Source organism: Granulicella mallensis MP5ACTX8, assembly GCF_000178955.2.
GTDB classification, from domain to species: Bacteria; Acidobacteriota; Terriglobia; order Terriglobales; family Acidobacteriaceae; genus Granulicella; species Granulicella mallensis.
Map to the genome: position 1 here is coordinate 2,585,248 of NC_016631.1, position 23,608 is coordinate 2,608,855.

At 52.6% G+C, this 23,608-nt stretch carries 14 protein-coding genes; 8 read left to right on the forward strand and 6 right to left on the reverse strand.

All coding sequences use genetic code 11. The annotated features are described in order from the left end of the window. Positions 1-69 precede the first annotated feature (69 nt). The 5 genes from ACIX8_RS10825 (at position 70) to ACIX8_RS10845 (ending at position 5,038) form a co-directional block, all read left to right on the forward strand. Complete coding sequence (locus tag ACIX8_RS10825; protein WP_014265378.1) at positions 70-1,791, forward strand: FAD-dependent oxidoreductase; 1,722 nt, start codon at positions 70-72, stop codon at positions 1,789-1,791. 153 nt (positions 1,792-1,944) lie between these two features. Next, on the forward strand, positions 1,945-2,748 hold the full coding sequence (locus ACIX8_RS10830; protein WP_014265379.1) for an alpha/beta fold hydrolase: 804 nt from the start codon (positions 1,945-1,947) through the stop codon (positions 2,746-2,748). Positions 2,749-2,836: 88 nt separating this feature from the next. Continuing rightward, the gene (locus ACIX8_RS10835) at positions 2,837-3,646 is read left to right on the forward strand and encodes an SDR family NAD(P)-dependent oxidoreductase (protein WP_014265380.1); all 810 of its coding nucleotides are present in this window, start codon (positions 2,837-2,839) and stop codon (positions 3,644-3,646) included. Positions 3,647-3,744: 98 nt separating this feature from the next. After that, positions 3,745-4,569 (forward strand): inositol monophosphatase family protein, encoded by an 825-nt coding sequence (locus ACIX8_RS10840; RefSeq protein WP_014265381.1) that lies wholly within the window; start codon positions 3,745-3,747, stop codon positions 4,567-4,569. A gap of 31 nt (positions 4,570-4,600) precedes the next feature. Then, complete coding sequence (locus ACIX8_RS10845) at positions 4,601-5,038, forward strand: RbsD/FucU family protein (RefSeq protein WP_014265382.1); 438 nt, start codon at positions 4,601-4,603, stop codon at positions 5,036-5,038. A gap of 116 nt (positions 5,039-5,154) precedes the next feature. On the opposite strand, the gene ACIX8_RS25205 is transcribed toward ACIX8_RS10845, so the two are convergent. The 6 genes from ACIX8_RS25205 to ACIX8_RS10875 form a co-directional block, all read right to left on the reverse strand. Continuing rightward, a complete protein-coding gene (locus ACIX8_RS25205; RefSeq protein WP_083836661.1) occupies positions 5,155-5,298 on the reverse strand; it encodes a YjbQ family protein in 144 nt (47 codons plus the stop codon). 23 nt (positions 5,299-5,321) lie between these two features. Continuing rightward, positions 5,322-5,567: an NAD(P)H-binding protein gene (locus tag ACIX8_RS10850; RefSeq protein ID WP_044176557.1), complete on the reverse strand. Its 246-nt coding sequence runs from the start codon at positions 5,565-5,567 to the stop codon at positions 5,322-5,324. 1,656 nt (positions 5,568-7,223) lie between these two features. Next, entirely contained in the window at positions 7,224-11,666 is a 4,443-nt protein-coding gene (locus ACIX8_RS10860; RefSeq protein ID WP_190273766.1) for a cellulose biosynthesis protein BcsC, read from the reverse strand. Between the two features lie 95 nt (positions 11,667-11,761). Continuing rightward, complete coding sequence (gene bcsZ / locus ACIX8_RS10865; protein WP_014265386.1) at positions 11,762-12,886, reverse strand: cellulose synthase complex periplasmic endoglucanase BcsZ; 1,125 nt, start codon at positions 12,884-12,886, stop codon at positions 11,762-11,764. After that, a complete protein-coding gene (gene bcsA / locus ACIX8_RS10870; protein WP_014265387.1) occupies positions 12,883-17,250 on the reverse strand; it encodes a UDP-forming cellulose synthase catalytic subunit in 4,368 nt (1,455 codons plus the stop codon). Before bcsA ends, bcsZ begins: the two co-directional genes overlap by 4 nt. Then, positions 17,247-18,149 (reverse strand): ParA family protein, encoded by a 903-nt coding sequence (locus ACIX8_RS10875; protein ID WP_014265388.1) that lies wholly within the window; start codon positions 18,147-18,149, stop codon positions 17,247-17,249. The genes bcsA and ACIX8_RS10875 overlap by 4 nt, the downstream gene beginning before the upstream one ends. Positions 18,150-18,271: 122 nt before the next feature. Here ACIX8_RS10875 and ACIX8_RS25210 point away from each other — a divergent pair, with 122 nt between their 5' ends. The 3 genes from ACIX8_RS25210 (at position 18,272) to ACIX8_RS24545 (ending at position 23,588) form a co-directional block, all read left to right on the forward strand. Then, positions 18,272-21,067 carry a response regulator gene (locus ACIX8_RS25210; RefSeq protein WP_014265389.1) on the forward strand — a complete coding sequence of 932 codons (2,796 nt, stop codon included), beginning with the start codon at positions 18,272-18,274 and terminating at the stop codon, positions 21,065-21,067. After that, positions 21,064-22,005, forward strand: a complete 942-nt coding sequence (locus ACIX8_RS10885; protein ID WP_014265390.1) for a diguanylate cyclase — start codon at positions 21,064-21,066, stop codon at positions 22,003-22,005. The genes ACIX8_RS25210 and ACIX8_RS10885 overlap by 4 nt, the downstream gene beginning before the upstream one ends. Positions 22,006-22,466: 461 nt before the next feature. Further along, positions 22,467-23,588, forward strand: a complete 1,122-nt coding sequence (locus ACIX8_RS24545; RefSeq protein WP_190273767.1) for a GGDEF domain-containing protein — start codon at positions 22,467-22,469, stop codon at positions 23,586-23,588. Positions 23,589-23,608 lie beyond the last annotated feature (20 nt).

Here is a 23,608-nt window from a genome sequence, read left to right on the forward strand (position 1 = left end):
GCGGACGATCACCCTCCCCATCATTCTTCATATGTATTGATTCAGCACGCCCCTCGAGGAATAACAGCGATGGTCACATCGTTCGAACTCGCACAGATACCGCTCTTCGAGCTTTTGTCGCCAGTACAAAGAGAGAAGATCTCCAGGACGGCTGCAGATCTTCGGGTACGAGCTGGAGAGTGGCTGGCTCAAGAAGGTGACATTCCATCATTCTTTGTGGTGCTTGAAGGTAGCGTCGAGTTCCTCAAAAAAATTGGTGGAGTAACAGAGCCGATGATTGTGTATGAGGCCGAAGAGTTTTTTGGAGAAGTTCCTCTTCTGCTCGGCGCCAGGGTACTGGTTGGACTTCGTGCGCGCGTGGATTCTCGAATACTAAGAATTGATAGGTCACAGTTTCTCGAACTGATCACCGAGTCGAGGTGTTGGAGCGATCGGATTCTGGGAGCCATGGCTACACGAGTACGCAGTGTTCAGGAGACAATTCGTCGAACACGAACAGAGAGGGTTGTCCTTATCGGAGATGAGATGCACGCACAGTGCCGTGGCATCCTGACTTTTCTTTCGCGTTGCGGTATTCCATATTGTTGGATTGATCGAACGTTCGATATAGATCGTCTTCCTGAGAATCTACTTATACCGACCGAAGGGTTGGTAGCAATTGTGGACGGGCAAAAGATATTGCCTGAGCCGACAGAAAGCGAAATGGCCGAAGCGCTTGGCATTCAGACGACACCATATGCTACCGCCTATGATGTCGTCATTATCGGAGCCGGCCCTGCGGGCTTGGCCGCGGCAGTCTGCGGCTCTTCAGAAGGTCTCAAAGTTCTGATCGTAGAGCAAGCCACGCCTGGGGGACAGGCGGGAACTTCTTCAAGAATCGAGAACTATTTGGGGTTCCCGGGCGGGATTTCTGGAGACGAGCTCAGTGATCGAGCACTCTGTCAGGCGCGTCGCTTCGGCGCGGAGATTGTGATTACCAGAAGGGCCGAGCGAATCGACGTAACTGGTGAGGAAAAGACCGTCACACTGAATGAAGGCCTGAAGGTTCGTTCGCGTTCAGTTGTGCTGGCAACGGGCGTCGATTGGCGCTTACTCGAGGCAGATGGAATTGAAAAGATGATCGGCCACGGAGTCGTTTACGGAGCATCCAGGACCGAAGCAATGGCCGTGATCGGAAAGCACATATTCATTGTCGGTGGGGGGAATTCAGCGGGGCAAGCCGCAATTTATTTCTCGGGCTATGCAGCCGGCATTACGATGATCGTCCGCGGGAACGGTCTCGCTCAGAGCATGTCGCAATATCTCGTCGCAGAGATCGAGAAAAAGACGAATATCCGCGTGGAGGCGCATACGGAGGTTACGTCGGTAAATGGCGTCTTCAACCTTGAAGCTATCACTACAGCGGATCGCAAAACGGGAGATATCAAGACCCGGAAGATAGATGCTCTATTCGTCATGATTGGCGCAAAGACAGACACTGCATGGCTACCTGTTGAAATGCTCCGCGATGAGCACGGTTACGTTTGTACCGGAGGAGACGCCCATGGTAGCTGGCCACTTTTGCGCTCTCCGTATCCGCTAGAAACGACCGTGCCAGGAATCTTTTGTGCCGGTGATGTTCGCCACGGCTCAATCAAACGAGTCGCCTCAGGAGTTGGCGAAGGAAGCACAGCCATCACATTTGTTCATCAATATCTGGCTCTCTCGAATCAGCTTTCCAGCCTGGAACTCTTGTGCCATCAGGAGCGAAGAGAGCCTCGGGACGGTGTGGCTCGTCAAGCTGCGCTTTGATCTCTGTTCACAAAGGAAGGCTCAAGCTATACAGCACAACAGGTGAAACGTAATTGAATTGACGATCGAATACTCAGGTTGTCAATCGATCTTCAGACGGAATAAGCGGCACAGTTCGCCGCATCCCTTCCCAACCAGTACAGGAGTGCATCAATGCAAGTGATAAAGAGAGATGGAATTGCTTTAGCTTACGAGGACCTTAACCCAGGGGCGCCACCGATTATCTTTGTGCACGGATGGAGTTGCGATCATGCTGTTTTTGCGCAGCAGGCAGAGTTCTTCAGCCGATCTCACCGTGTCGTCTCGGTCGATCTTCGTGGCCATGGCAACAGCGACGCGCCGGATCAAGACTATACGATGGCTTCTTTCGCGGATGACCTTGCGTGGCTGTGTGGTGAACTTGCATTGGTGAGACCGATCGTTGTGGGCCACAGCATGGGTGGAAATGTAGCTCTCGAGTTGGCGGCCCGTCATCCAGAGGTTCCTGCTTCGATCATTTTGATTGATTCAATCATTTCTTCGTCCCAACCGTTTCGCGATTCACTGCAACCGGTCGTTGAAGCCCTGGCAGGGCCGGACTACGTTACCGCGTGCCGGCAGGCAATGGCGTCGACATTACTTCCCACAGATGATGAAGAAAAGAAAAGGATACTGATTACATCCTTGCCGAAGGCCCCGCAACACGTTCTGACATCCACTCTCAAGAACCATCTGTTGGACTATGATTCGACCTCTGTTGCCGCAGGCTGTCATGTGCCGGTTGCCTATATAGGCGCAGCAATCTTGATGACTGATCTGATTCAACTTCAGAGGCTCACACCACAGCTTGTTACCGCTCAGACTTTGGGATCAGGCCACTTCTCTCCTCTGTTTGTGCCCGATCAAATCAACACGATGATTCAGACTTTTCAGGACGTCTACTCCCCTAAATCGGAAAACAGTGGAGCGGGATTGTGACAGGATGTCTTGCTGGATCATTGATGAGATAGCGAAGTTGGAGAAGACATCGTATTACGGATTCGATCTATCAAAGAGGAGCTGATTTATGGATTTACATCTTCACGGGAAACGGGCGCTTGTTACTGGGAGCAGTTCTGGAATTGGTGCCGAGATCGCAAGAATGCTTGCTTCGGAGGGAGCTAAAGTAGTCGTTCATGGGCGCGACAAAACACGAGCGAGGGCAGTGGCCCAAAGGATTGAGAGCGCTGGAGGTCAAGCATTCGTGGCGCTTGGGGATCTCAATTCGGAAGCCGGGGCTGCAACTGTTGTTGAGACAGCTCAACAAGCCTTCGGCGGTGTCGATATCCTGGTAAACAATGTTGGCGGCTCTGCCAGTGTTGCGCATCTTTCATGGTTCGATGCTCCACTCGAGGAATGGGCAGAAAATTATCAGCATAATGTGCTCGTCGCAGTCCGTCTCGTCAAAGCTCTTGTTCCCGCTATGCGCGAGCGCGGTTGGGGCAGAGTGATTCAGATTTCGTCGCGGAATGCTATCTCGCCGCATGTACAGTTTGGCGGGTATGGTGCAGCGAAAGCGGGGCTCAATAACTTCACTCTCAGCTTGTCGAAAGCTCTATCCGGAACGGGAGTGACATCCAATGGAATCATGCCAGGATTGATCGACACGCCTCAGCTAGATTCCTGGTTCCTTCAGATCGCTGAGAAGCATGCGGGGACGCAAGACCCAAAGGACGGACGGCAATATGTTCTGAAGAATATTGTCCATCAGACGGTTGATCGACTAGGTGAGCCTAAGGACATTGCGGCGGCAGTTTGTTATCTCGCAAGCCCGCTCAGTGACTTCATGACAGGAACGACGTTCAGAATTGACGGAGGCTCAACGCCGACTGTTTGATGATGGATAGCAATAAGGCGAAAGAGAGACTGTCGACAAGATCGAATTCAGGAAAGAGAAACAGATAGCTTAGCGGTTGCACGTACAAGGAGATCGTTTTGAATACCACCCATGCAATGCCCATTGCTCCAAGCGAGGCTCTACGGAAACGCTTTGAGATCGCACGCGAGGTGATACTGGAGGCCGGAGCTTTGGCAAACGGTTATTTTCGCAGGATCGGAACCCTTACGGTCAAGAGCAAAGGTTCGCATGACCTGGTCAGTGAAGCCGACGTGAATACAGAGGACTTGATCCGCAAGAGCTTCGCCACGCATTTTCCGGAAGACGCGTTCTTCGGCGAAGAAAGTGGCATGACGGACCTCAATCACGCGTCCGGTATCTGGGTCGTTGACCCCATAGACGGGACGCAACCGTTTCTTTGCGGAATGCCGAACTGGTGCGTCTCGATTGCGTTTGTATTGAACGGAACATTAGAGTTCGGTCTAATTTACAACCCTCCTTGCGAGGAGTTGTTCGTCGGAGGCAAGAGCTTCCCGGCTACAGTCAACGGTGTCCCTCTTCGGACCAATCCCGGGACCGACTTTTCGGCGGGCTTGGTGAGTATCGGCTTCTCACCTCGGTCTCCACACGCCTTCCTTTTTGACTCCTTGACAAAGCTCCTCGCGGGCAAAGGCATGTTCTTCCGCAACGGCTCAGGAGCCTTATCGCTCGTGTACGTCGGTGCTGGCCGTCTTTTGGGGCATGTCGAGCCCCACATGCACTCATGGGACTGCCTGGGTGCAATTGCGATCATCGAAGCGGCCGGGGGCAAGGTGAACGATTACCTCACTGGCGATGCCTTGCGTAATGGAAATCGGGTCGTTGCCGGCGCACCTAGAGTGTTCGACCAACTCGATACGCTTCTCGAGCGTGGAGAAGGCTAAGTGCAGTCCCCAACCGAATCAAGGAGAAATCATGCTTAAAGGAATTGACCCACTTCTATCCCCGGAGCTCCTCAAGGTGCTTAGTTCAATGGGGCACCGTCACGAGATTGCCATTGTGGACGCAAACTACGCCTGCGATCCGGGCAAGGTGAATGTTATCCGGCTGGACGGCGTCCCTGCGCCCGCAGCGTTGCGGGCGGTCCTTTCCGTACTGCCGCTTGAACGAAATGACCCTGAAGGTTGCTGGCGAATGATTGCCAAGTCCGACCCCGCCAACGAACAACCCATCTTTCTTGAGTTTCAACAGGCAATCGCCGAATTCGAAGACGTGGAGATGAAGCTGGGTACGCTATCTACGGCTGACTTCAAGGACCGTGCACGAGGCGCCTACGCCGTGCTCGTCACCGGAGAGAGACGTCCCTACGGCAACATTCTCTTGCGCAAAGGCACAGTGAAGCTAACTAAGTAAGGAAGCTGCTGGCGTTCCCTAGGGCAACGGTTACGGAACACGCTTTCATGCTCTTAATAGCTATGAGGAATACGCTCTAGAAGATGTTTCCAATATCTCGACCTAGACCTCTGTGCTCAAAAAGAAAGGTAGACCTCCTGCCAGGTGCCCAGCGCGAGAGCGAGCTTCACCACAGATATGGATAATTGAACCTGAGTCAGTGCCGTCTTCAGATGAGCTGGCATGTTGTCTGGACCTTCAGAGTCACAAAGATGTGGCATATAAGTGTTTTATTATGAGGGTTTTATGGATTCTTCTGCGACACCCTGCAAGCCTGTGTAAACGTGTGGAAAACGGACACCGCCGCCGCCTCCTTGAACCCATCCAGGTCGGAAATATCCCCGCGACACACCTTGGCGCCGAGCGCGGACACCGCCGCTGCGGACGCGTCCGACCTGGCTAAGCAGGTGACCTCGTGGCCAGCGGCGATGAGGTCGGGGATGATGTACGAGCCGATATGGCCGTTCGCGGAAGCCGTATTTTTCGCCACAGCGGAGCTCTTCGCGCACCATGTACGCATCATGGCATGGAGGGAAGGGGCGCGTCACACGCAGCGGACAGCAAATCCGCTTGATGCTCGGGGACCCCTTGGGGACCCATTTGACTGTTTGTTGCTACACGAAGGATGCGTTCCGATGGCTTCCTGCGCATGTGTTTTGTTGCAATTGCGGTTTACCCGGGTCAAGGAAGCGGAGCTCTGGGTCTATCGTCACGCTCACAGGACCTATTGGCGCTGGCAAACCCTGGTCAGCGAAGCCCACCAGCGTCTGGCTGGTCACTTTGCCGTTAGTTGTGGACCTAAAACGACAGGCGACCGCAACCGTTCGCTGAGAAAGCGATGGATAGTTCATGGATCTCACAAACACCGTGGACTGTTATTTAGTCCCCATGTGCGAATGACCCGGTCCATCAGCGCGTTTCACGCGCCACATTGCATTGTTTTCCGGATTCAAGTCGGACGTTGCACGAATTGGACTAGCAGCCATAAGGCCCAGCAGATCAAGCCTAAGATGAAATGCGAGGGCCCGGTGTGCGCGTGACTGAGGTGGAAGGAGGGCTGGCTAGCAGAGAGGGAATGTGTTGTAGTCGTGCATTCTTTGTATCGATCTCAGTGAGAATCTCAGGGCAGCAGTATTGATTAGAGGATATTCTTTTCATAGCGCAGTTGCGGAAGATCATGGCAACTCGTGGCGTCACGGTCTAATTCAGATTCACGAAAATTACGAAGGCCAGTCCATTGCGCGCTAGCCTTTTGTTGTGCGCGGTGTGGGGGCTTTCGGACTGTAAGGTCGCTCGCTCATAGCGGCTGATTCTTTTGGTGTTGTTCAAACGAGAGGAATCGCCACTGGCAATCAAGACAGCGGTAGGGTTTTACCAAAGGCAGAAGCCGTTCCAGAAGTTTGCGATGCGCCCGCAATGAGTCAATCGATTTGCAACGAGGGCACTTTCGCAAGGCGGTCATGCTGGAACCTCAATATTAGGTTGTAAAATTGCTGGCCATTTGGAGTGGAACACCGTAATCTACCAGTTACCAGGTTGTGCGCTCTATCCATTAGCTGGTGCAATCTTCGCAAGTGCCAGTACCTAGTGGTTCTCCACATTTTGTACATGTGGGATCAACCTTTCTCCATAAGAAAGAGATTTCATAAAGCGCTTCATTGGAGGAGTTCCTTGAGGCACTGAGATGGATAGGACAGTGCCCGCTTGCAGGGGGAGTGTTACTGGAACAGTATTGATATCTGAGTCTCGTGTCCACACTTATTAAGTCCATCGTGTATTGTCAATTTACATCTGCGCGTTTTCTTCGTTTGGGCCTCGGACAGGGACGGCGAACGTGCATCGACGACACGGATGCGGGAGTAAGGCCGCATGTGCTGCACTTGCAAGAGCGTGATTCTTCTCGATGACTGGCCCGGCGGCGAGCGTACGCACACCTTTTGGGGCGTTGAGTTCCCGGATATCAAGAGCTGGCTGACGGATGGCCGCAAAAGAAGGTTCGATCATGCTGACACGATCAGGGACCTGATTTCCCGCACTCCTACCCATCGTGATCTAGCCGCCCGAGAGACTTTGGACTCTGCCTTCAGACTGGCGAAGACGGTATCAAGCTTGACTGATCGGTGAGCAATACGCAAAGCTGAGCGGGTCACGGAATCAGCAAGGGCCGCAAGCCCTGGCTTTTGATCAAGCCGGTTGGACCGCTCGGAGACTCCAAGGATTGTGGGTGGAAGGCATAACGCAGAAAGAATCCAATTCGATCGTTGTTGTATTCATTCGCATTGTCCAGGCTGAAGAAGGCACCAAGATGCCAATTTTTGGTAATTAGGTAGGCACCTTCTCCGGTCAGATTGTAGTTCACTCCCACACTGGTATGTTCCGTGGTGAATGGGTTCTTTGCAGCAACCTGCAGAGAATTATCGATTGGAAAGTAGGGACTGGCACCTTCCTGGAAGGCCTGAATGCCGGCGGCGCCGGCGATTTGATAATGGAATCTCGTGCCATGGTGGCCATCAAACGTGACTGGAATGTTGCTCAGTAGGTAGGCTTCCGGGCTGAAATAACCTCCATTGCCATAGGTGAATAATCTTTGATTGTTTGCGTAGTGCATTCCAAAGAAATTCATTCCTACTGTAAGTTTTCCATAGTTTGGGTTCTCCCAAACGGACCAATAAGCTCCACCGTATCCGTCGATACGACGGTTGTTCTCAACATGATGTCCCGTTATATATTGGCCGCCGATCTCCATATACCAACCCGAGATGCCATCTCCATGGTTGACCTGTACGGAAGCCGCATTAGTGATTACGCCACCCCAGATATTTCCACTGTAAGACGATGTAGCCGATCCGGGATCGTATAGACCAGCATAGGAGAGCTGCGAGTCCTGTATCGGTTGACGTTCAAAACTCAGAGTTACGGGACCTGCATTCGGTTGAAGAAGAAAACGTCCCGTTACATTTTCTACGGGGAAGCCATGGGGAGTATAGCCCAGAGCGGCGCCAACGCTACGCGTCCGAAGTTGCAGTTCACCGCCAACACCTGAGGCGGTCTGGGCGTTGGAGACGGCGCCGAGGGGAAGGGTTCCCAATTGGTAGGTCGCCCCCGCATCCGTCGTTCCGCCCTGGAGAAGAGTGGGGTGCACCACTAACGTAAATCGGGCTCCAGGGTTGATCATCGCGGCCCCTTCGACATCGGCGCTGAAGATCGTAAGCCGGTCGAATCCAGATTGGCCATTGTGGTAATTGACCGAAGAGTCTCCCCCTAGATAGGGACTGGAGCTGCTTTCGATTGCGTCCAGATGATCCTGTATCTGTTGCCGCGGTGTCAAAGGCTGCGGCACGATATTTGAAGAGCCTGTCAACGGCGGCAGAGCTTCAGTTTGCGATGGGACGGGGGTGAGCATTGCGTCTAACAGCGTTGAGTCTGCCGTTGGGATGCTCTCTCCTGTGTTGAAAGTCCTGTGCCTTGGAGGCGTATTGTCTCGAAGCGTCTCCTGGAGGGGCTGGTCAGACAGGGTGCCATGCGGGATTGCGGGGTAGTGGGCTTCAGCTTCAGACACGGGCAGGTCCGGCGCTAATCCAGTTGCTGCTTCACGATGTGTGACTCGGTTGATATGCGGATTTGCTGCACGTGGGCTGTAGTCTGGGGCGTTTGCGACATGTGAATCTTCATTGTTGTTCGTCCTTGCGGAGTATGAGGTTGCCGTGTGAGACACCGTTGCAGGAGGTGGGATGAGGTCATCATGGTATGTGTCAGTCGCCAGATCCTGATTGACCGCAGGCTTGTGGGAGCTCTTTCGCCGTGCCGCAGAGGTTTCGCTTGGAGGCAAAGATGCGTAGCCGCCTCGTTCCTCGACTTCGGAGTGCGCGATTAGATTGTCGTCCGAATTCGATGTCGAGCGTACTGGCCAAAGAGCTTCTCTGTTGCTACGGCTGGTGTCCGCTATCTCGTCGAATTGATTCTGATTAAGCTTGTCGTTAGACGAACTCAACATACGGAATAAATCCTGGCTGGCAGAGGATGCGCCCCTGTTGGAACCTGAAGTGACGGTCGATGCTGTGAGCTCGGCTATGCTTGGCGGTCCCGCTGCCTCCAAGGCTGCGCGATAATATGCTGCCGCTTTCCGAGAATCACCTCGCTTCACCTCGAATTCGGCTGCAAGTTCCAGGATCTTCCCATTTTTCCCAAAGCGATCAAGCGAAGTCTGTAGCCAGGATAGTGCCTGCTTTTGGTCGCCTGCGGCGAGTGCCGCTCGAACCGCCGCTTCGCAGATAGAGGCATCTGCTTTGGAGATGTCCTGCCGGTTATAGAGCATGACGGCGCGTTTCGGATCTCCGTCCGCGGCGTAGGCGGCCGCGAGGGAATTGTTGATCGAGATATCGGAAGGGAAGGCCCTGAGCGCCGCGGCTAGTACGGCGAGGGCCTCTACATGCTTGCCAACTAAATTTAGTTGGGCTGCGCGTTGAACCGCCCATGTTGCGTATAGCTGGGTAAGCTGCGCTTGCTGGCTTTCCGTGAGAGCGTCGTTATTGCTCAGATTCTGGATCACGTGGGAGAGGCGCGCGTCCTGGCCCGATTGCAGAAATAACCACCCTTCCTGTATCTGAAAGCTGATCGGAGGACTTATTCCCTGGCTGGCATAGATATCATTGGCCTGCTCCATAGCGTCAAACGCTCGTGCCTTGTTGCCTGCACCGCTGTATATCGATGCCAGGGTCTGCTGATACTCGGCATCATTCTGCAAGGTAGCGCTTAGATCCTCTGGCATCTCTCGGATTTGCCCAAGGGCCTCACGGTCGCGAGTCGTGGCGTGAAGTGCCTCGATCCAACCGATCCAGGCCTCCTTCGACCCCGGATGCTCATCTACGATTCGAGCGTATTCTTCCACGGCATACTGCTTGTCACCGCTCGATAGCTCCATCGAAGCCAGTTGCAACCTTATTGAAAGAGACGGGGCGATTTTGAGGGCCCGGTTGAGAGCCTCCCTCGCCGCGCTTATCTGATCCTGCGACTGATAGATGCCTGCCAGCATCGACAAAAAGCCAGGGTTATCCTGTTCAGTGGAAGATACGGAAGCCGGCATCTGCCGAAACTCTCGGAGTGCCTCCGCATCCCGTCCCGCCAGATGATCCGAGCTTACAAGTCCGCTCCAGGCATCGCCGTTATCGGAGTCTGTCGTAAGTATTCTTCGATACACCCGCGAGGCCGTGTTATAGCGCTTCGCTGCCAATAAAAGGGAAGCGTACCGTAGTTGGGCCGCGGTTGAGGATTCATTATCGCTGTCAGCTTGCGCCAGGGCCAATGCGCGAGTCAGGACGTGATCGGACTGGGACTGCTGGCCTATCGCAGCATAGTCGGCTGCAAGCGATTGGAGAAATTCAGGATCATTCTCGAGCTTTGTGCGGAGATTTACGGGAATGCGCTCCGCAGTGCTGATGGCCGCCGAAAATTCGGCAGATTGCGATTGGGCGAGAAAAAGGCCGCGCCAGGACAACGACGATGAGCTGTCGACCCGAACGGCGCGTTCCAGATAAGGCACCGCGTCCTTGGGGTGGCCGGTTCGAAGAAAAGCTCCTCCGAGGGCCGACAAGGCATCCGGGTTATCCGGTTTCAACGCCAGAGCGCTACGATAGTTTGCAATTGCGGCTGTTGTGTCGTCCGAATCAAGGGCGCTTTGTCCTGTCTTCATGAAGCTGAAGAATCTCGAAGTCGACAAGGCCTGCATGAGGCTTGCATCCTGATCTCCCCCAGATCTGGCCTGTTCAAATTGATGCACTGCTTCGCTGAAATCCTGTTGGCGCATACTCACGTAACCGAGCCCGGCATTGGCCTGTCCATGAGTTACTTCATGTGCAAGGGACGCGCGAAAATGTTGGTCGGCCAGCAAGAGGTTTCCGCTGTTCAGCGCGCGATACCCTGCAGCTAGTTCTACTCCAGACATCGGAGGACGCTGCTGGGGAGTAGAGGGTTCTGATGCAGCCGCCAGGCTGGAACCCTCAGAACGTTCGGCCCACCCCAAGGCTTGTTTGAGCGCATCCCCTGCATCTTGATTATTGGGGTAACGGCGCAGAAGTGATATTCCCTCTGTTCGAGTGTTCGCGTCATAGGTGAGGACTCGGCCAAGAGTGACGGAGTACCGCTCATCGGATGGAAATTGCTGTGCCAGTTTGCGCAAACCTTCGATGGCATGAACACGATCGGCCGGTAGTGCAGCCTCTGTATCGTAGTACACCAGTGCTACTTCTCCTGCTGGAGGATTCTTACCGTAGAGTTGGCGATATATTTCCATCGCCTCGCCGTATTTGCCGGACTTTGTAAGGATGGCGGCCTGGTGCAAAAGTTCAAGGTCTGAAGACTGTGTATGAATTGCCAGCAGATCTCTAATCGTTGTTTCGTTCGCGCCTGATTTTCGCAGTCGTTGAATATAGATATCGGCGGCCTCCTGATGGCCCTGGCGCATCTCGGCCCCAGCGAGATCTCGCAGCGCTTCAATATTGTTGGGATCGGCGGCAAGGACCTGCTTCCATGTAGAGATAGCGAGATCCAAATGACCACTTTGAGCCTGTGAGGTTGCACGATTTAGCAGCATCTTGATCGCTGGCGAATCTGCCGCCGCTGCCCGAACAGGGGCACTGACAATTAAGCAGAACACAATCGGTAACAGTCTTTTCAGTACAGGAGAACTCATCTTTGCCATGGAACCTCCAACTCGCCATTGCTCTGGATATGGAAGCGATGCTCCGTATAGCCAAGTGCGAACATTGCTAAATTCTGGTCGTAATACCGGGGAGGTTGCCCATATAAACCTGTGCCTGTTGACAATGCATCCTTCAGGCGTTTCTTCTGCTGTGCGACAGCTTCAGGCGCCCGAGATTCCTGTAGAAAAGGGATAAGCGCCGCAGAGAAGGAAATTGGGCCATCCCCCCGGACCTCTGGCTTATCTTCGATGACGAACTCCGGAGGCAAAGGGTGTGTCCTCATGTAGGAGGTCATTCCTGAAAGCGCCTTCAGGAGATCATCACGGCCGTGAGTGTTCGAAGACGTAAGACCGGCCCAGAGGTAGACACGGATGGCATCATAACTTCCTGTCGCCTGTTCTGTACTGAGATCAAGGGGAGGTGTAGAGCTCATTGTTCCATCAGGCTCTATCTTTATCCAATCTGGAGCAAAACCTGCAGCAGTTCCTCCGCGAACAAGAGAGGGCAGAGATGCCGCCATTGCTCCCCATGGGCCTTCAGGCTGTACCGTGGCAGCCGATTGCAAGAGAAACAGTGGCATGTAACTGGGATTCATCACGGTCATTCCATCATGCTCAAATCCCGTTTGCGCCGGCAGAAGAATAGGGAAAGAGTGCACATGGGACACTTCTTTTTCTGCGATTAACTTGAGTAGCCCCATCCCGGTATTTGCATAGACCGGAGACTTCCACAGCCTCCCTGCCTGAATGAGATCGTAGGCTATCCATAGGTCCGAATCGCTTGCAGAGTTAGTATCTTTTATTCCCCAACTCCCGTCTGTTTTTTTACCCCAACTCCAGGCCGGAAGAGTTGTTTCGATCGTGCCGCCTGCCAGGTTATTCACGGTCCAGAGAAATAAATGGTCGAAACGTGCCCGATCATTAGCGACGAGCGCGAAGAACATGGCATAGCTTTGCCCTTCGGAGGTTGTCAGGTCGTCACGATCTGGATCTACAACGCGGCCATCCTCTTGTATGAAGTGGTTGGCGTAGCTGGTCCATAAAGGCCATGAAGATTGCGGGATCGAACTCAATCCGAGCGAAAGCAGAGCCGCGATGATCTGGATTGTCATGCAAGATCCCCACGTATCCGCACTTCAGCCCTGTGCTTCAGGCGAGCGTGCAGCCAGGGAGCCCAGAGCAATCCCATAATGAACGGAAGCAAAACACCTATCCAAGGGTATTGATGCATCCATGCGCGAACTCTTAGAAAAGCCGAAATGTGGCCTATATGGTAGCTGGATTGACCGACTACAAAGGAATCAAAATGCGTGCCATGCTGCATCGCAACGTTACCGTGAATATCGCCAGAAGAGGCGATATCTAAAAACGCGGGGAACAGGTTTTGCATGCTTCTTCCCAGTATTACGACTACAACAGTTCGACGGCTTCGTGATGGAGACTCCATCATTTCGATGAGTGAATCGAATGGGGAACTAAGGCTAAGGTCGAGTCTCGACTGCTCCTTCGCTCCCGATATATCGCTGAAGGATTCCATATTGAGATGTGAGAGCTTGCCCCAAAGCTGCTGCACCATGGAAAACATCGTGTCTAGATGTCGGGTAAGTCCCGCGTCCTGCAGGACAATTGGTAGCGTCGCTTCAATCTCGGGATTGGTGGCAATATCGCCACTGCTGCCAATAATCAGCAGGTCACGATCCTCATTCAAGTTACTGGTGGTCCCTACCTGAAAGCGCAGTGCAGGATAACCTGTCTGTGCTCCGAAATATGAGAGCAAATCGAGCATCGTTGTGATTTCGCGCTCGGAAGGTCTTTCAGGCAAAATAACCGTCGTTTGAGAGAGGTCTGCATATCGTGTAAATGGAAACCCAGCATTTGCAAAAAGCTCAAGGTTCGGCAATTTAGACCAATGCGGAAGTTGGTGTAAATCCAAATTGGAGGTAGGAAGAATTGTTCCCGTTGCATCCGACGGTGGAATGGGATGGCAGAAGTCTTTTGTCCTGGAGGGGAAGAGGAACTCGAAGAGAAGCGTATTGGCAAAAGGACGTAGATTAGTAACCGGAACAGGAATATCAATATTCCGTGCCGCGGTATTCCCGCCCTTGGAACTGACCGGCAGATAGCTTATCGGGGATCCGTTGAGGATTACTCGGAGGTAAGCCTGTTGAGATGGGGGAAGGTGTTCGGTGATGTATTGAAGCCTCAGCTTGATTGCCTCCTCATCTCCAAAGAACAGGTCAGGAGGCAATCGAACATACGAAGGAATTGGTTGTGATCCATCGCTGCGCAGCACATTCGTTTCGGCATAGCTCCATAGCGAGGATTTGCTTGTCGTCTGCACCCACCGAGGCGCATCATCGATGCTTCGCCCCGAAGGAAGTGGATGGGGTTCTACCGCCGCACTTTCGCCAGAAAACGCTCCCCCCGCTGCCAATGCTTGAGCTGCGGCCAGCACCTGGCTATCATCGTCACCGCTCACGACAAGCAATTTTGTAATGCCGTCTACCGGGTTTACGCGAAGTGCCAGATGCGGTCCGTACACGCGTTCTCCAAGCGATGCAAGCAATGGAGAATTATTAGGAGCAACAATGATCGTGTTCCCCGGGGCCAGTCGCCCGATCGAGACAGGAAATGTCAGCTTGTGAGAGTTAGCCTGAACACCGAACCACGACGATACTGTGCCCGCTGCTTGCAGGAGCAGGACCGAAGGAGATGCTCCGAAGGTAACCCTTATGCTCGTGGAAGATATGCTTTGCTCTTTCTCGTAGAAAGGCGCCGGAAGCGATGTCAAATCATTCGCAAAGGGTAAAAGGGAGCCTGTCAACTCAAACGTCGAAGTTGGTTGTATCTGTGCCCATAGTCGTGCATCACCCGGGTTTTCACATTGCGCGCTATAGTGTCCACGAAGACGAACGTCAAGAGTATTCCTTGTGGCGAGTAACTCGCTAGGGACTGGAATATCTGCATTGAGAATCGCAATATTCCCTCCGGTGGATGGAGCCGGCATTGCAAGATTCGCAAGAGTTGTGTTGTTGAAAGATACGATCAGAAGGCTTTGTTCTGAGAGCATATCCGGCGAAAAACGATATTGCAGATGCAGCATGCCACTCTGTGCAACTTGCGATTCGCTTAGGACAAGAACCGCGCCCGCTGAACTATCAGCGCCACGAAGCATCATCCCCTCTTTCAATCCTGCATCTGCTAGTGAGATATTGCTATGAAAGTGAAGAGTGTCAGTTTCGACCGTATGATGTTCCTGTGCCCGTAACAAGGCAGGGAAGAACATGATTAAACACAGCACGAGGGTTGCGGCAACTCCCGTTGCCTCATCGAGTGGCTTTGACTTTCGGCGGGGTATAAAGCTTGTAATCGAATACCTAATCCCACGCAGGGATAGGCGGATGATTGTAGCGAGGCTTTTAAGCGGGCGATCGTCAGGATGCTTTTCCGTGATCCACGCATTCGCGTTGGAGTATAAAACCAGGGTTAGAAACTCTTCCTGTTCGAGCGAGAGCGGCAGGTATTCGAAGCGAAGATTTGTTCCGTTGCAATAGACAACTCGCGCCGGAAGGGTTACATCTTCCCCCGATGGATAGATAACATCGATCAAAGATCCCAGTTTGAAAGGGGCAGCCACGCCGAGTGTAAGGGCCCCTCCGCCTAACGAAAGATCGACAGACATACCTGGAGTGATGACCCCAGTTGCAGAGCGAATAGAGAACATCATCTTTCGATTGAGCCGAATACTGCTTCGTTTCTGCTGAGCTTCGACCGCCACCGCATTGGCCGTACCCAGGATGACACAATTAAAGAGTATCCAGAGGACATTCATGAGCACTGCGCCCTTATGGTCCCTGTTGTGGACGAAAAATCTCCATGGTGCCATAGCCAGACCGATGTAGTTAAAGAGAAGAAGGAGTCGATAGGGTCGCGCTATTGTTTTGTCAAAATAGCGCTCCTTGACGATTCCTCCCTTGGCCGTGACATTGAAGGTGCCCAGCTTGGGATTAATCAGGGCGAGGATAGTCGGTCCCAAAATGTAGGGCGCCAACACCGTCTCATAGATCTCATTCCAGAAGGAGTGTCGATATTTCCCCTGCAGGCGAGAGTTGGTCATTGTGGAAAGGATGAGATGGGGAAATGCATAAGCGGCGATTGTGATCCACAAGCCGGGGATATTGCGCAGCCCAAACAGCATATAGACCAGAGGGGCAGTCAGAAAAATTAGTCGCGGTAGTGCATACAAAAAATGCACCATTGCATTGAAGTAGCACAGGCGTTGCGCGAGTTTGAGCCCTCTCACGAAGAGGGGATTGTCGATTCTGAATATCTGGACCATTCCCCGTGCCCAACGGATGCGCTGCCCTACGTGCGCTGAGAGGCTCTCTGTCGCGAGACCGGCAGCTTGAGGGATGTTTATATAGGCGGTATTCCATCCGCGGGTTTGCATTCGTAGTGAAGTGTGGGCATCTTCTGTAACCGTCTCTACAGCGATGCCACCAATCTCTTCAAGTGCTGTTCGGCGTAGTACAGCGCAGGACCCACAGAAAAATGTCGCATTCCATAGATCATTGCCATCCTGCAGCAGGCCGTAGAAAAGTTCTCCCTCATTAGGAACAGTGCCGTAGGTCTTCAGGTTCCTTTCAAATGGATCTGGGGAATAAAAATGATGTGGGGTCTGCAGCATCCCGAGCTTTCGCTCTTTTACAAACCAACCCACCGTCAACTGTAAAAAGCTGCGTGTCGGCAAATGATCGCAATCGAAGATCGCCACGAGGGGAGATGTCATCTTCTTGAGGGCGCTGTTGATATTTCCAGCTTTAGCGTGCAAGTTGTCATTGCGAGTGATGTAGCCAATGCCGATCAGCTTGCAGAATTCATGAAACTCTTGCCGCCTGCCATCATCGAGCAGGTAAACATGCAGTTTATCGCTTGGGTAATCGATGTTAACGGAGGCCAGGACAGTCGACCGCACAACAGAAAGTGGTTCGTTGTAGGTTGGAATCAGCAGGTCGACGTCCGGCCACGTCTCAATATCGGACGGCAAGGGAACGGGCGGACGCCGTAACGGATAAATCATCTGGAGAAATCCCAGCAACAAGATTGCAAATGCGTACATCTCGGCGGCCAGCAGGAGAAACATGAAGAACAGCTCTGTTGGATGTAAATCGACGCTAGGATTCGTTACGGCCAGATAGACCTGCGTGACGCGCCAAACGGCATATCGGCAGGTCGTGAGCATTGAAGCAATAATCAACATCAGCGTCGCAACATAGGCGCGCGAGAACGTATAGAGCACAAACCCGACGGTTAGCGTCAATGTTCCGACGATCGCCTGTTGCTTCCAGTCAAAACGTAAGGTTACATACTGGTAGGTGAGTAATCCGAAGATAAGGTATAAGATCGCTCGGCTGGCGCGGCCCCAAATACTATCATTACTTCCAAGAGTGCCCCACAGAAAGCCGAGTCTCTTCATCGCTCACTCCAGCGTTGCCCTATCTTTATTCGTGCTGGTTCCGGAAGTTGGATCCAGCGTACGATCTCATCGCAAACGGTTACTGCCTGGGCCTCTGGGGCATAGGACGGCAAGACAATGCCATGGACCATAGCCTGTTGAACCTCTGGTTGCCTGTATATGACCGAAGGAAACAGATGCCCTCCTAACGATTGGGCGAGGAGTCTATGGATCTCTCTTGACGAGGGAGAATCATCCATTTGGTTCAGGACGAACATGACTCGCGCAGGAACGGTATTGAGTCCGTCTAGAAGAAATTTCACTGCTAACGCCAGGCGCACTGCAGACGCGTCTGGCAAAAGCGGGACCAGAACGATGTCACATCTTTGAAGATGAGCTAACAGCGTCGTGCCTGATAAGCCACCCATATCAAAGAGGATGCAATCCAAAGACATAGTCGAGATAAGGCTGGTGAGATCGGGAGCTACAGCATCATCCTGGGTGCAGACTGCAATATGAACGGCTGACTCTCCGCCTTCCGGAGCGAAGAAAGAGCGCATACCCGGGCGTAGTTCGGTTGCCCCATAGTGAAAGGAAAGGGTTTGCCAGGGAGATGTGTCGATGAGCAACACCCGCTTTTCACGACGACAAAGCATACTGGCTAAACTAGCCGCGAGGGTACTTTTGCCTGATCCCCCCATTGACGAAAAAAAACCAACCTGAATGCGCCCTTCGCGTTCGGGTACAGCCTTTTCAGGTTCTTCCGTGTATGTGGAGACTTGTCCTCGGCGCCGCGTAAATGGTTTGTAGTGAGCTTGATCTAGTTGAAGGCTGGAAAAGAGTGCTGTCACATCACTACTCGGCTCTACTTGTTCCAGCGAATCGTGAGATTCTGGGCTTGCTTTGTTTCTCTCCGACATAGGACGACCTTTACTCGACGTTAAACACCGGTCAGGAAGCTAGATATTCAGCTTAGAGAGAGTGCTTTACGATAACACACTGTAGTATTGGGTGGTCCTGGAACATAGAAAAGGTGTGCGGTATGGAGATACACAGTCCTGCTCTAGCTGGTTTCTACGACATGCGCATGGTTGGCTTGTCAATAGTTATTGCCGTCCTTGCTGCGTACGCAGCTTTAGATCTCGCCGGTCGTATCACCGCAGCTCGTGGGTGGGTTCGGCTGACTTGGTTGTGTGGTGGATCCATTGCGTTTGGCATTGGGATCTGGTCCATGCACTTCATCGGCATGGAGGCGTTTCATCTACCGGTACAAGTGAATTACTACCTGCCTACAGTCCTGCTCTCGATGCTTGCAGCGATTTTGGCTTCATTCGGCGCTCTTGCGGTAGTGAGCAGGGCAACTATGGGGACCTTGCGTGCTTTGGGTGGGGCCGTCTTCATGGGGTGCGGAATCGCAGCCATGCACTACATCGGTATGGCTGCGATGCGCCTACCTGCGATGTGTGTTTACTCTTACGGAATCGTTCTGCTATCGGTCGTTCTGGCAATTGCTATCTCATTCATTGCTTTACTGTTTGCCTTCAAATTTCGGAAAGACGCTTCAACCTGGAACTGGCGCCGATTCGGAAGCGCGATTTTACTCGGGTTGGCTATTCCAATCATGCACTATGTCGGAATGGCCGCCGTTAGTTTTCACCTCATGCCAGGAAAAGACTCCAACCTGGTGAATGTAGTTAGAGCGAGTGATCTTAACACCGCCGGAATTGTAATTATTACCCTGGCCCTACTCGGCATTGTCATCTTGACCTCTGTACTGGATCGCCGTTATTCCCTGCAGGCTGTACAACTTGAATTAAGCGAACAGCGTTACCGCATGATCGAAGCCGAAGCTGCGGGACGAGAGAGAGTCAGGGCTGCCGAGGCCAGCAGCCAGGCGAAAAGCGAATTTCTCGCGAATATGAGCCACGAAATTCGCACTCCCCTTAATGGAATTATCGGAATGACCGATTTGGCTCTTGAGACGGAGCTAACTCAAGAGCAGAGAGATTATCTGGAAACGGTTAAGCTTTCAGGCGATGCATTGCTCAATGTAATCAATGACATCCTCGATTTTTCAAAGATTGAAGCCGGAAAGATCGAGTTGGAAGAGATTGACTTCAACCTCTGCAACTGTATTGAGGGGACGCTCAAGACCCTTGCTTTGCGAGCGGATGAAAAAGGTCTCGAACTTTTATGCGACGTCTCTCCGCATATTGCGGAGGTGGTGTCCGGCGATCCGGGACGGCTGCGGCAAATCCTTCTTAATGTGATCGGAAACGCTATCAAATTTACAAGCAAGGGAGAAATTTCGCTCAAAGTAAAATCCGACCTTATCGAAGAGAAAAAATCCATCCTTCATTTCATCATTACCGATACCGGGATAGGTATCGCTCCTGAAAAACTGACGACGATCTTCGATTCGTTTAATCAAGCGGATACATCGACAACACGTGAATTTGGAGGCACTGGTCTTGGACTCACAATATCCAGATGCCTTGTCGAGATGATGGGGGGCAAGCTCTGGGTTGAAAGCGAAGTTGGCGTCGGTTCGCAGTTTCACTTCACCATTCCTATGAAATATGTCGATACACCCATCGAAGTCGACCACATTGTTCAGGACAAGGCTCTGAATGGAGTGAAAGTCTTGATCGTTGACGATAACCGGACGAATCGGCGCATCCTGGAAGGACTTTTGACACGGTGGGGTATGGTTCCGACTGTTGTTTCTGGTGGTGAAGAGGCGTTAGCTAAGCTGCATGCTGCAGTTCAGTCTGGAGTTCCGTACGATCTGGTTCTAACCGACATGCAAATGCCTAATATGGATGGGTTCGGTCTTGTTGAAAATATAAAGCAGAAAGCCGACATTTCGACTGCAACCATCATGATGCTGACCTCAGGTAGTAAGCGTGGTGACACGGCGCGATGTGCCGAGTTAGGCATCGCAGCCTACTTGCTGAAGCCGGTGCGTCAAGTCGAGCTGCGGCAGGCGATCTTACGCGTGCTCCAGGCGAAGGAGCAGCACGGGGAAGAAGGTAATATGGTGACCCAATCCACCTTGCGTGAGGAACTAAGTTCCGCAAAGGTTTTGAACATTCTCCTCGCGGAGGACAATGCCATCAATCAAAAGCTTGCGAAGCGCCTTTTAGAAAAACGCGGTCATAAGGTTTCGGTGGCGGAGAATGGAAAAGAGGCACTCGCCGCGCTCGAAAAATCTTCGTTTGATTTGGTCCTGATGGATGTTCAAATGCCGGAGATGGATGGCCTCGAAGCCACGAGGACACTTCGTGAACGAGAGAAGCTCACTGGATTCCATTGCCCTGTTGTCGCAATGACTGCATTAGCAATGAAAGGCGATCAAGAACGTTGCCTGGAAGCAGGTATGGATGGTTATCTCTCTAAGCCGATCAGTTCTCAGGCACTTGATGCGATGCTCGAAGGCTATACGGCCTCAATCGCTCCTCTATCTACGCAATCGGAATCTGAATCTGCTGACACCTCTATCAATACTGAAGAACTGATGGCGAGAATCGATGGCGATCAGGTGCTCCTTGGAGAATTGACAGAGATCTTTAGTAAGGATTACCCCCAGCAAATTCAAATTGCGCACGCAGCTCTAGTGACAGGAGATAGCAACGCAATCCGCCGGGTAGGGCATGCACTCAAGGGAGCTATGGCGAACCTTGCTGCGCCAAACGCCAGCAGGCTGGCCGAAACGATGGAAGCGATGGGTAACTCAGGGGATCTGTCGCTTCTGCATTCAACTTTGACAGAACTCCAGAGGGAGTTGCAGAAGGTGGAAATCAGGCTACAGGAGCTCTGCACGGAGCCTGTCCAATGAAGATATTAGTGGCTGATGACGACCCCGTTTCTCGTCGCTTAATGCAGAGCATGCTGGAGCGCGGCGGTTATGAGGTTATCGTTGCTGCGGATGGTCTAGCAGCATCATTGGAGCTATGCCGCCCAGATGGACCAAGGCTTGCAGTGATTGATTGGATGATGCCGGAGTTGGATGGACCTGAGGTTTGCCGCCGGGTCCGCTCTCGGCAGGACGCGCCATATGTCTTTATCCTGCTTCTAACCTCCAAACAGTCTAATGAAGATACTGTTGCGGGTCTGGAGGCTGGTGCGGATGATTACCTGACCAAACCATGCAATGCTGAAGAGTTGAGAGCTCGCTTACTGACAGGGCAACGCATTCTCCAATTGGAAGACACGCTGGTTGAAGCACGCGAAGCTATGCACTTTCGTGCGACGCACGATGGGTTGACTCAATTATGGAATCGCTCGGCTGTTCTCGCCTTATTGCAAAAAGCTATAGAGCGTTCCATGAATGGCGGCAACGCGATATCGATTTTGCTTTGTGACATCGACCATTTCAAGCAGATCAACGACGGGCATGGACATCCTGTGGGAGATGAGGTCCTGGAGCAGTTCGCCCTCCGGTTAAAGAATGGGGTAAGAGCAACCGATTGGGTTGGGCGCTATGGAGGCGAAGAGTTTCTGCTGGTGTTGAACGACTGTAAAGCTGCCCACTTATGGGCGCGGGCTGAGCACATACGCACAATTATTGCGCAAGAACCCTTCGCCACAAAAGCAGGTTTTCTGAATGTGTCTACCAGTATTGGTGCGATTACCTTTGATGGGTTAGCCAGTTCTATGTCGCTGGAATCAATGGTGAAGCAAGCTGATACAGCTTTGTATCGGGCAAAATCCCTTGGGCGCAATCGTGTCCAGTTGGTAGACCAGCCTCTGGTGTTGACTAAATCTCAGGATTAGTCATATCGACGTATTAGCCCTGTAAAAACGAGTATTCCAGACATAATATATAGTCATGAAAACTCATGCCTGAGCGCTCACAAGCTGGCCGGCAAGTCCTCGTCATAGCTGGCGTCCTAGGCTATCTGCTCGTGCACGGACTCGCGGCGTGCTTGCTGCCCGAATCGCTCTCGCCACTCTCCACTCTTGGCATTGTCATAGCTGAGTTGGCTGCAGTAAGCGCATGCTTAACCGTTGCAGGCAAGACATCTGGACAATCCAGGATGCTCTGGTGTCTCCTCGCGCTTTCCCTCTTGCTCCATGTCACGGCCATGTCGCTCGACATGATCGCTGAGTGGCAGGGTAAGACAGCGACTCTGGCTCCTGCACGGCAGGTCCTTTTGGGGACGCTTGATGGCGTGCCCCTTCTGCTCGTTGTATCGCTCCGAGCCGGAACACAGAGAGATCTCCTGTTCCGCATCATGAAGGTCGTTCTCTCGCTGGCTACCGGTGCTCTCTTCTATGTGCTTATTTTTTCTGTTCTACCGATTCACACTAACCCTGAGCCGGCAACGCTGGTCTTTATTTCGAATCTATTTGATGTGCTGGGAATCTTTCTTTGGATTGCGGCTATGATCCGCGTTTTTGGAGCGGATCAGGTAAATGAGCGCCGCTTCTTTGTCTGCCTCTCGATGTTTTTGGGAAGTAGCGCAATCCTGGACTCCGTCCACAACCGCATTCTCATGAAGCACGACTATGTGTGGCTGGATCTTTTCCTGTCTGCGCCTCCCCTCTTGCTGGCTGGGATCATCTTCATGACTTCATCGCGTCCTCTGCCGTCGTTCTACGGTTCTCCGCGCATAGTCCGTATCGTCCGCATCGGCAGTCCCGTATTTCTGAGCCTGGCACTCTTATTGCTGGGTCTTTTCGTTTCCCGGTCTGACTTCTACATCGGGACATCGGCCGTTGTATTATCGATCGGTTGCTACTGCGCCATGAATATCATCCTGCATGAGAGAGCGATCGAAGCTGAAGAATCTCTGGCCCACGCGAACGGAAGACTTACCGAACTCGTCAGTACCGACGGACTTACCGGAGCGCCTAATCGAAGAGCATTTGATCAGAGGATCGACGTTGAAGTCCGCGCTGCGCATCGTTTTGCCCAACCGCTCTCTCTGTTGCTGATTGATGTCGATCACTTTAAACAGTTGAACGATGCAAAGGGACATTTGGCGGGGGATGACTGCCTGGTTCAGATTGCGCAAGCGCTCCATCGAGCACTGCCTCGGGCTACGGACTTTCTCGCACGCTATGGCGGTGAGGAATTTGTCGTCCTTCTACCAGCAACGGATGGTTTCGGAGCCGCGACTGTGGCGCACACCCTTCATAGTGCGATTTCCAATCTCCACCTTGAGCACCCTAGCTCACCCTCAGGAGTGGTTACCGTCAGCATCGGAATTTCCACCTATGATGGTTCCGTACCGCCCGATACACTTGAATTAATTCACACTGCGGATCAGGCTCTCTACCGGGCAAAAAGTCTTGGACGGAATCGGACCGAAATACTTGTGACGAGAGAGGTAGATAAGGCGAACCTTTCTTAGCCTCGATTCGCCGCACATTC

Excerpts from the sequence above, each read along its gene's own strand:
- ACIX8_RS10825 (WP_014265378.1), top strand. The coding sequence starts at position 70 with ATGGTCACATCGTTCGAACTCGCACAGATACCGCTCTTCGAGCTTTTG.
- ACIX8_RS10830 (WP_014265379.1), top strand. The coding sequence starts at position 1,945 with ATGCAAGTGATAAAGAGAGATGGAATTGCTTTAGCTTACGAGGACCTT.
- ACIX8_RS10835 (WP_014265380.1), top strand. The coding sequence starts at position 2,837 with ATGGATTTACATCTTCACGGGAAACGGGCGCTTGTTACTGGGAGCAGT.
- ACIX8_RS10845 (WP_014265382.1), top strand. The coding sequence starts at position 4,601 with ATGCTTAAAGGAATTGACCCACTTCTATCCCCGGAGCTCCTCAAGGTG.
- ACIX8_RS25205 (WP_083836661.1), bottom strand. The coding sequence starts at position 5,298 with ATGCCACATCTTTGTGACTCTGAAGGTCCAGACAACATGCCAGCTCAT.
- ACIX8_RS10860 (WP_190273766.1), bottom strand. The coding sequence starts at position 11,666 with ATGCTGCTAAATCGTGCAACCTCACAGGCTCAAAGTGGTCATTTGGAT.
- bcsZ (WP_014265386.1), bottom strand. The coding sequence starts at position 12,886 with ATGACAATCCAGATCATCGCGGCTCTGCTTTCGCTCGGATTGAGTTCG.
- bcsA (WP_014265387.1), bottom strand. The coding sequence starts at position 17,250 with ATGAAGAGACTCGGCTTTCTGTGGGGCACTCTTGGAAGTAATGATAGT.
- ACIX8_RS10875 (WP_014265388.1), bottom strand. The coding sequence starts at position 18,149 with ATGTCGGAGAGAAACAAAGCAAGCCCAGAATCTCACGATTCGCTGGAA.
- ACIX8_RS25210 (WP_014265389.1), top strand. The coding sequence starts at position 18,272 with ATGGAGATACACAGTCCTGCTCTAGCTGGTTTCTACGACATGCGCATG.
- ACIX8_RS10885 (WP_014265390.1), top strand. The coding sequence starts at position 21,064 with ATGAAGATATTAGTGGCTGATGACGACCCCGTTTCTCGTCGCTTAATG.
- ACIX8_RS24545 (WP_190273767.1), top strand. The coding sequence starts at position 22,467 with ATGAAGGTCGTTCTCTCGCTGGCTACCGGTGCTCTCTTCTATGTGCTT.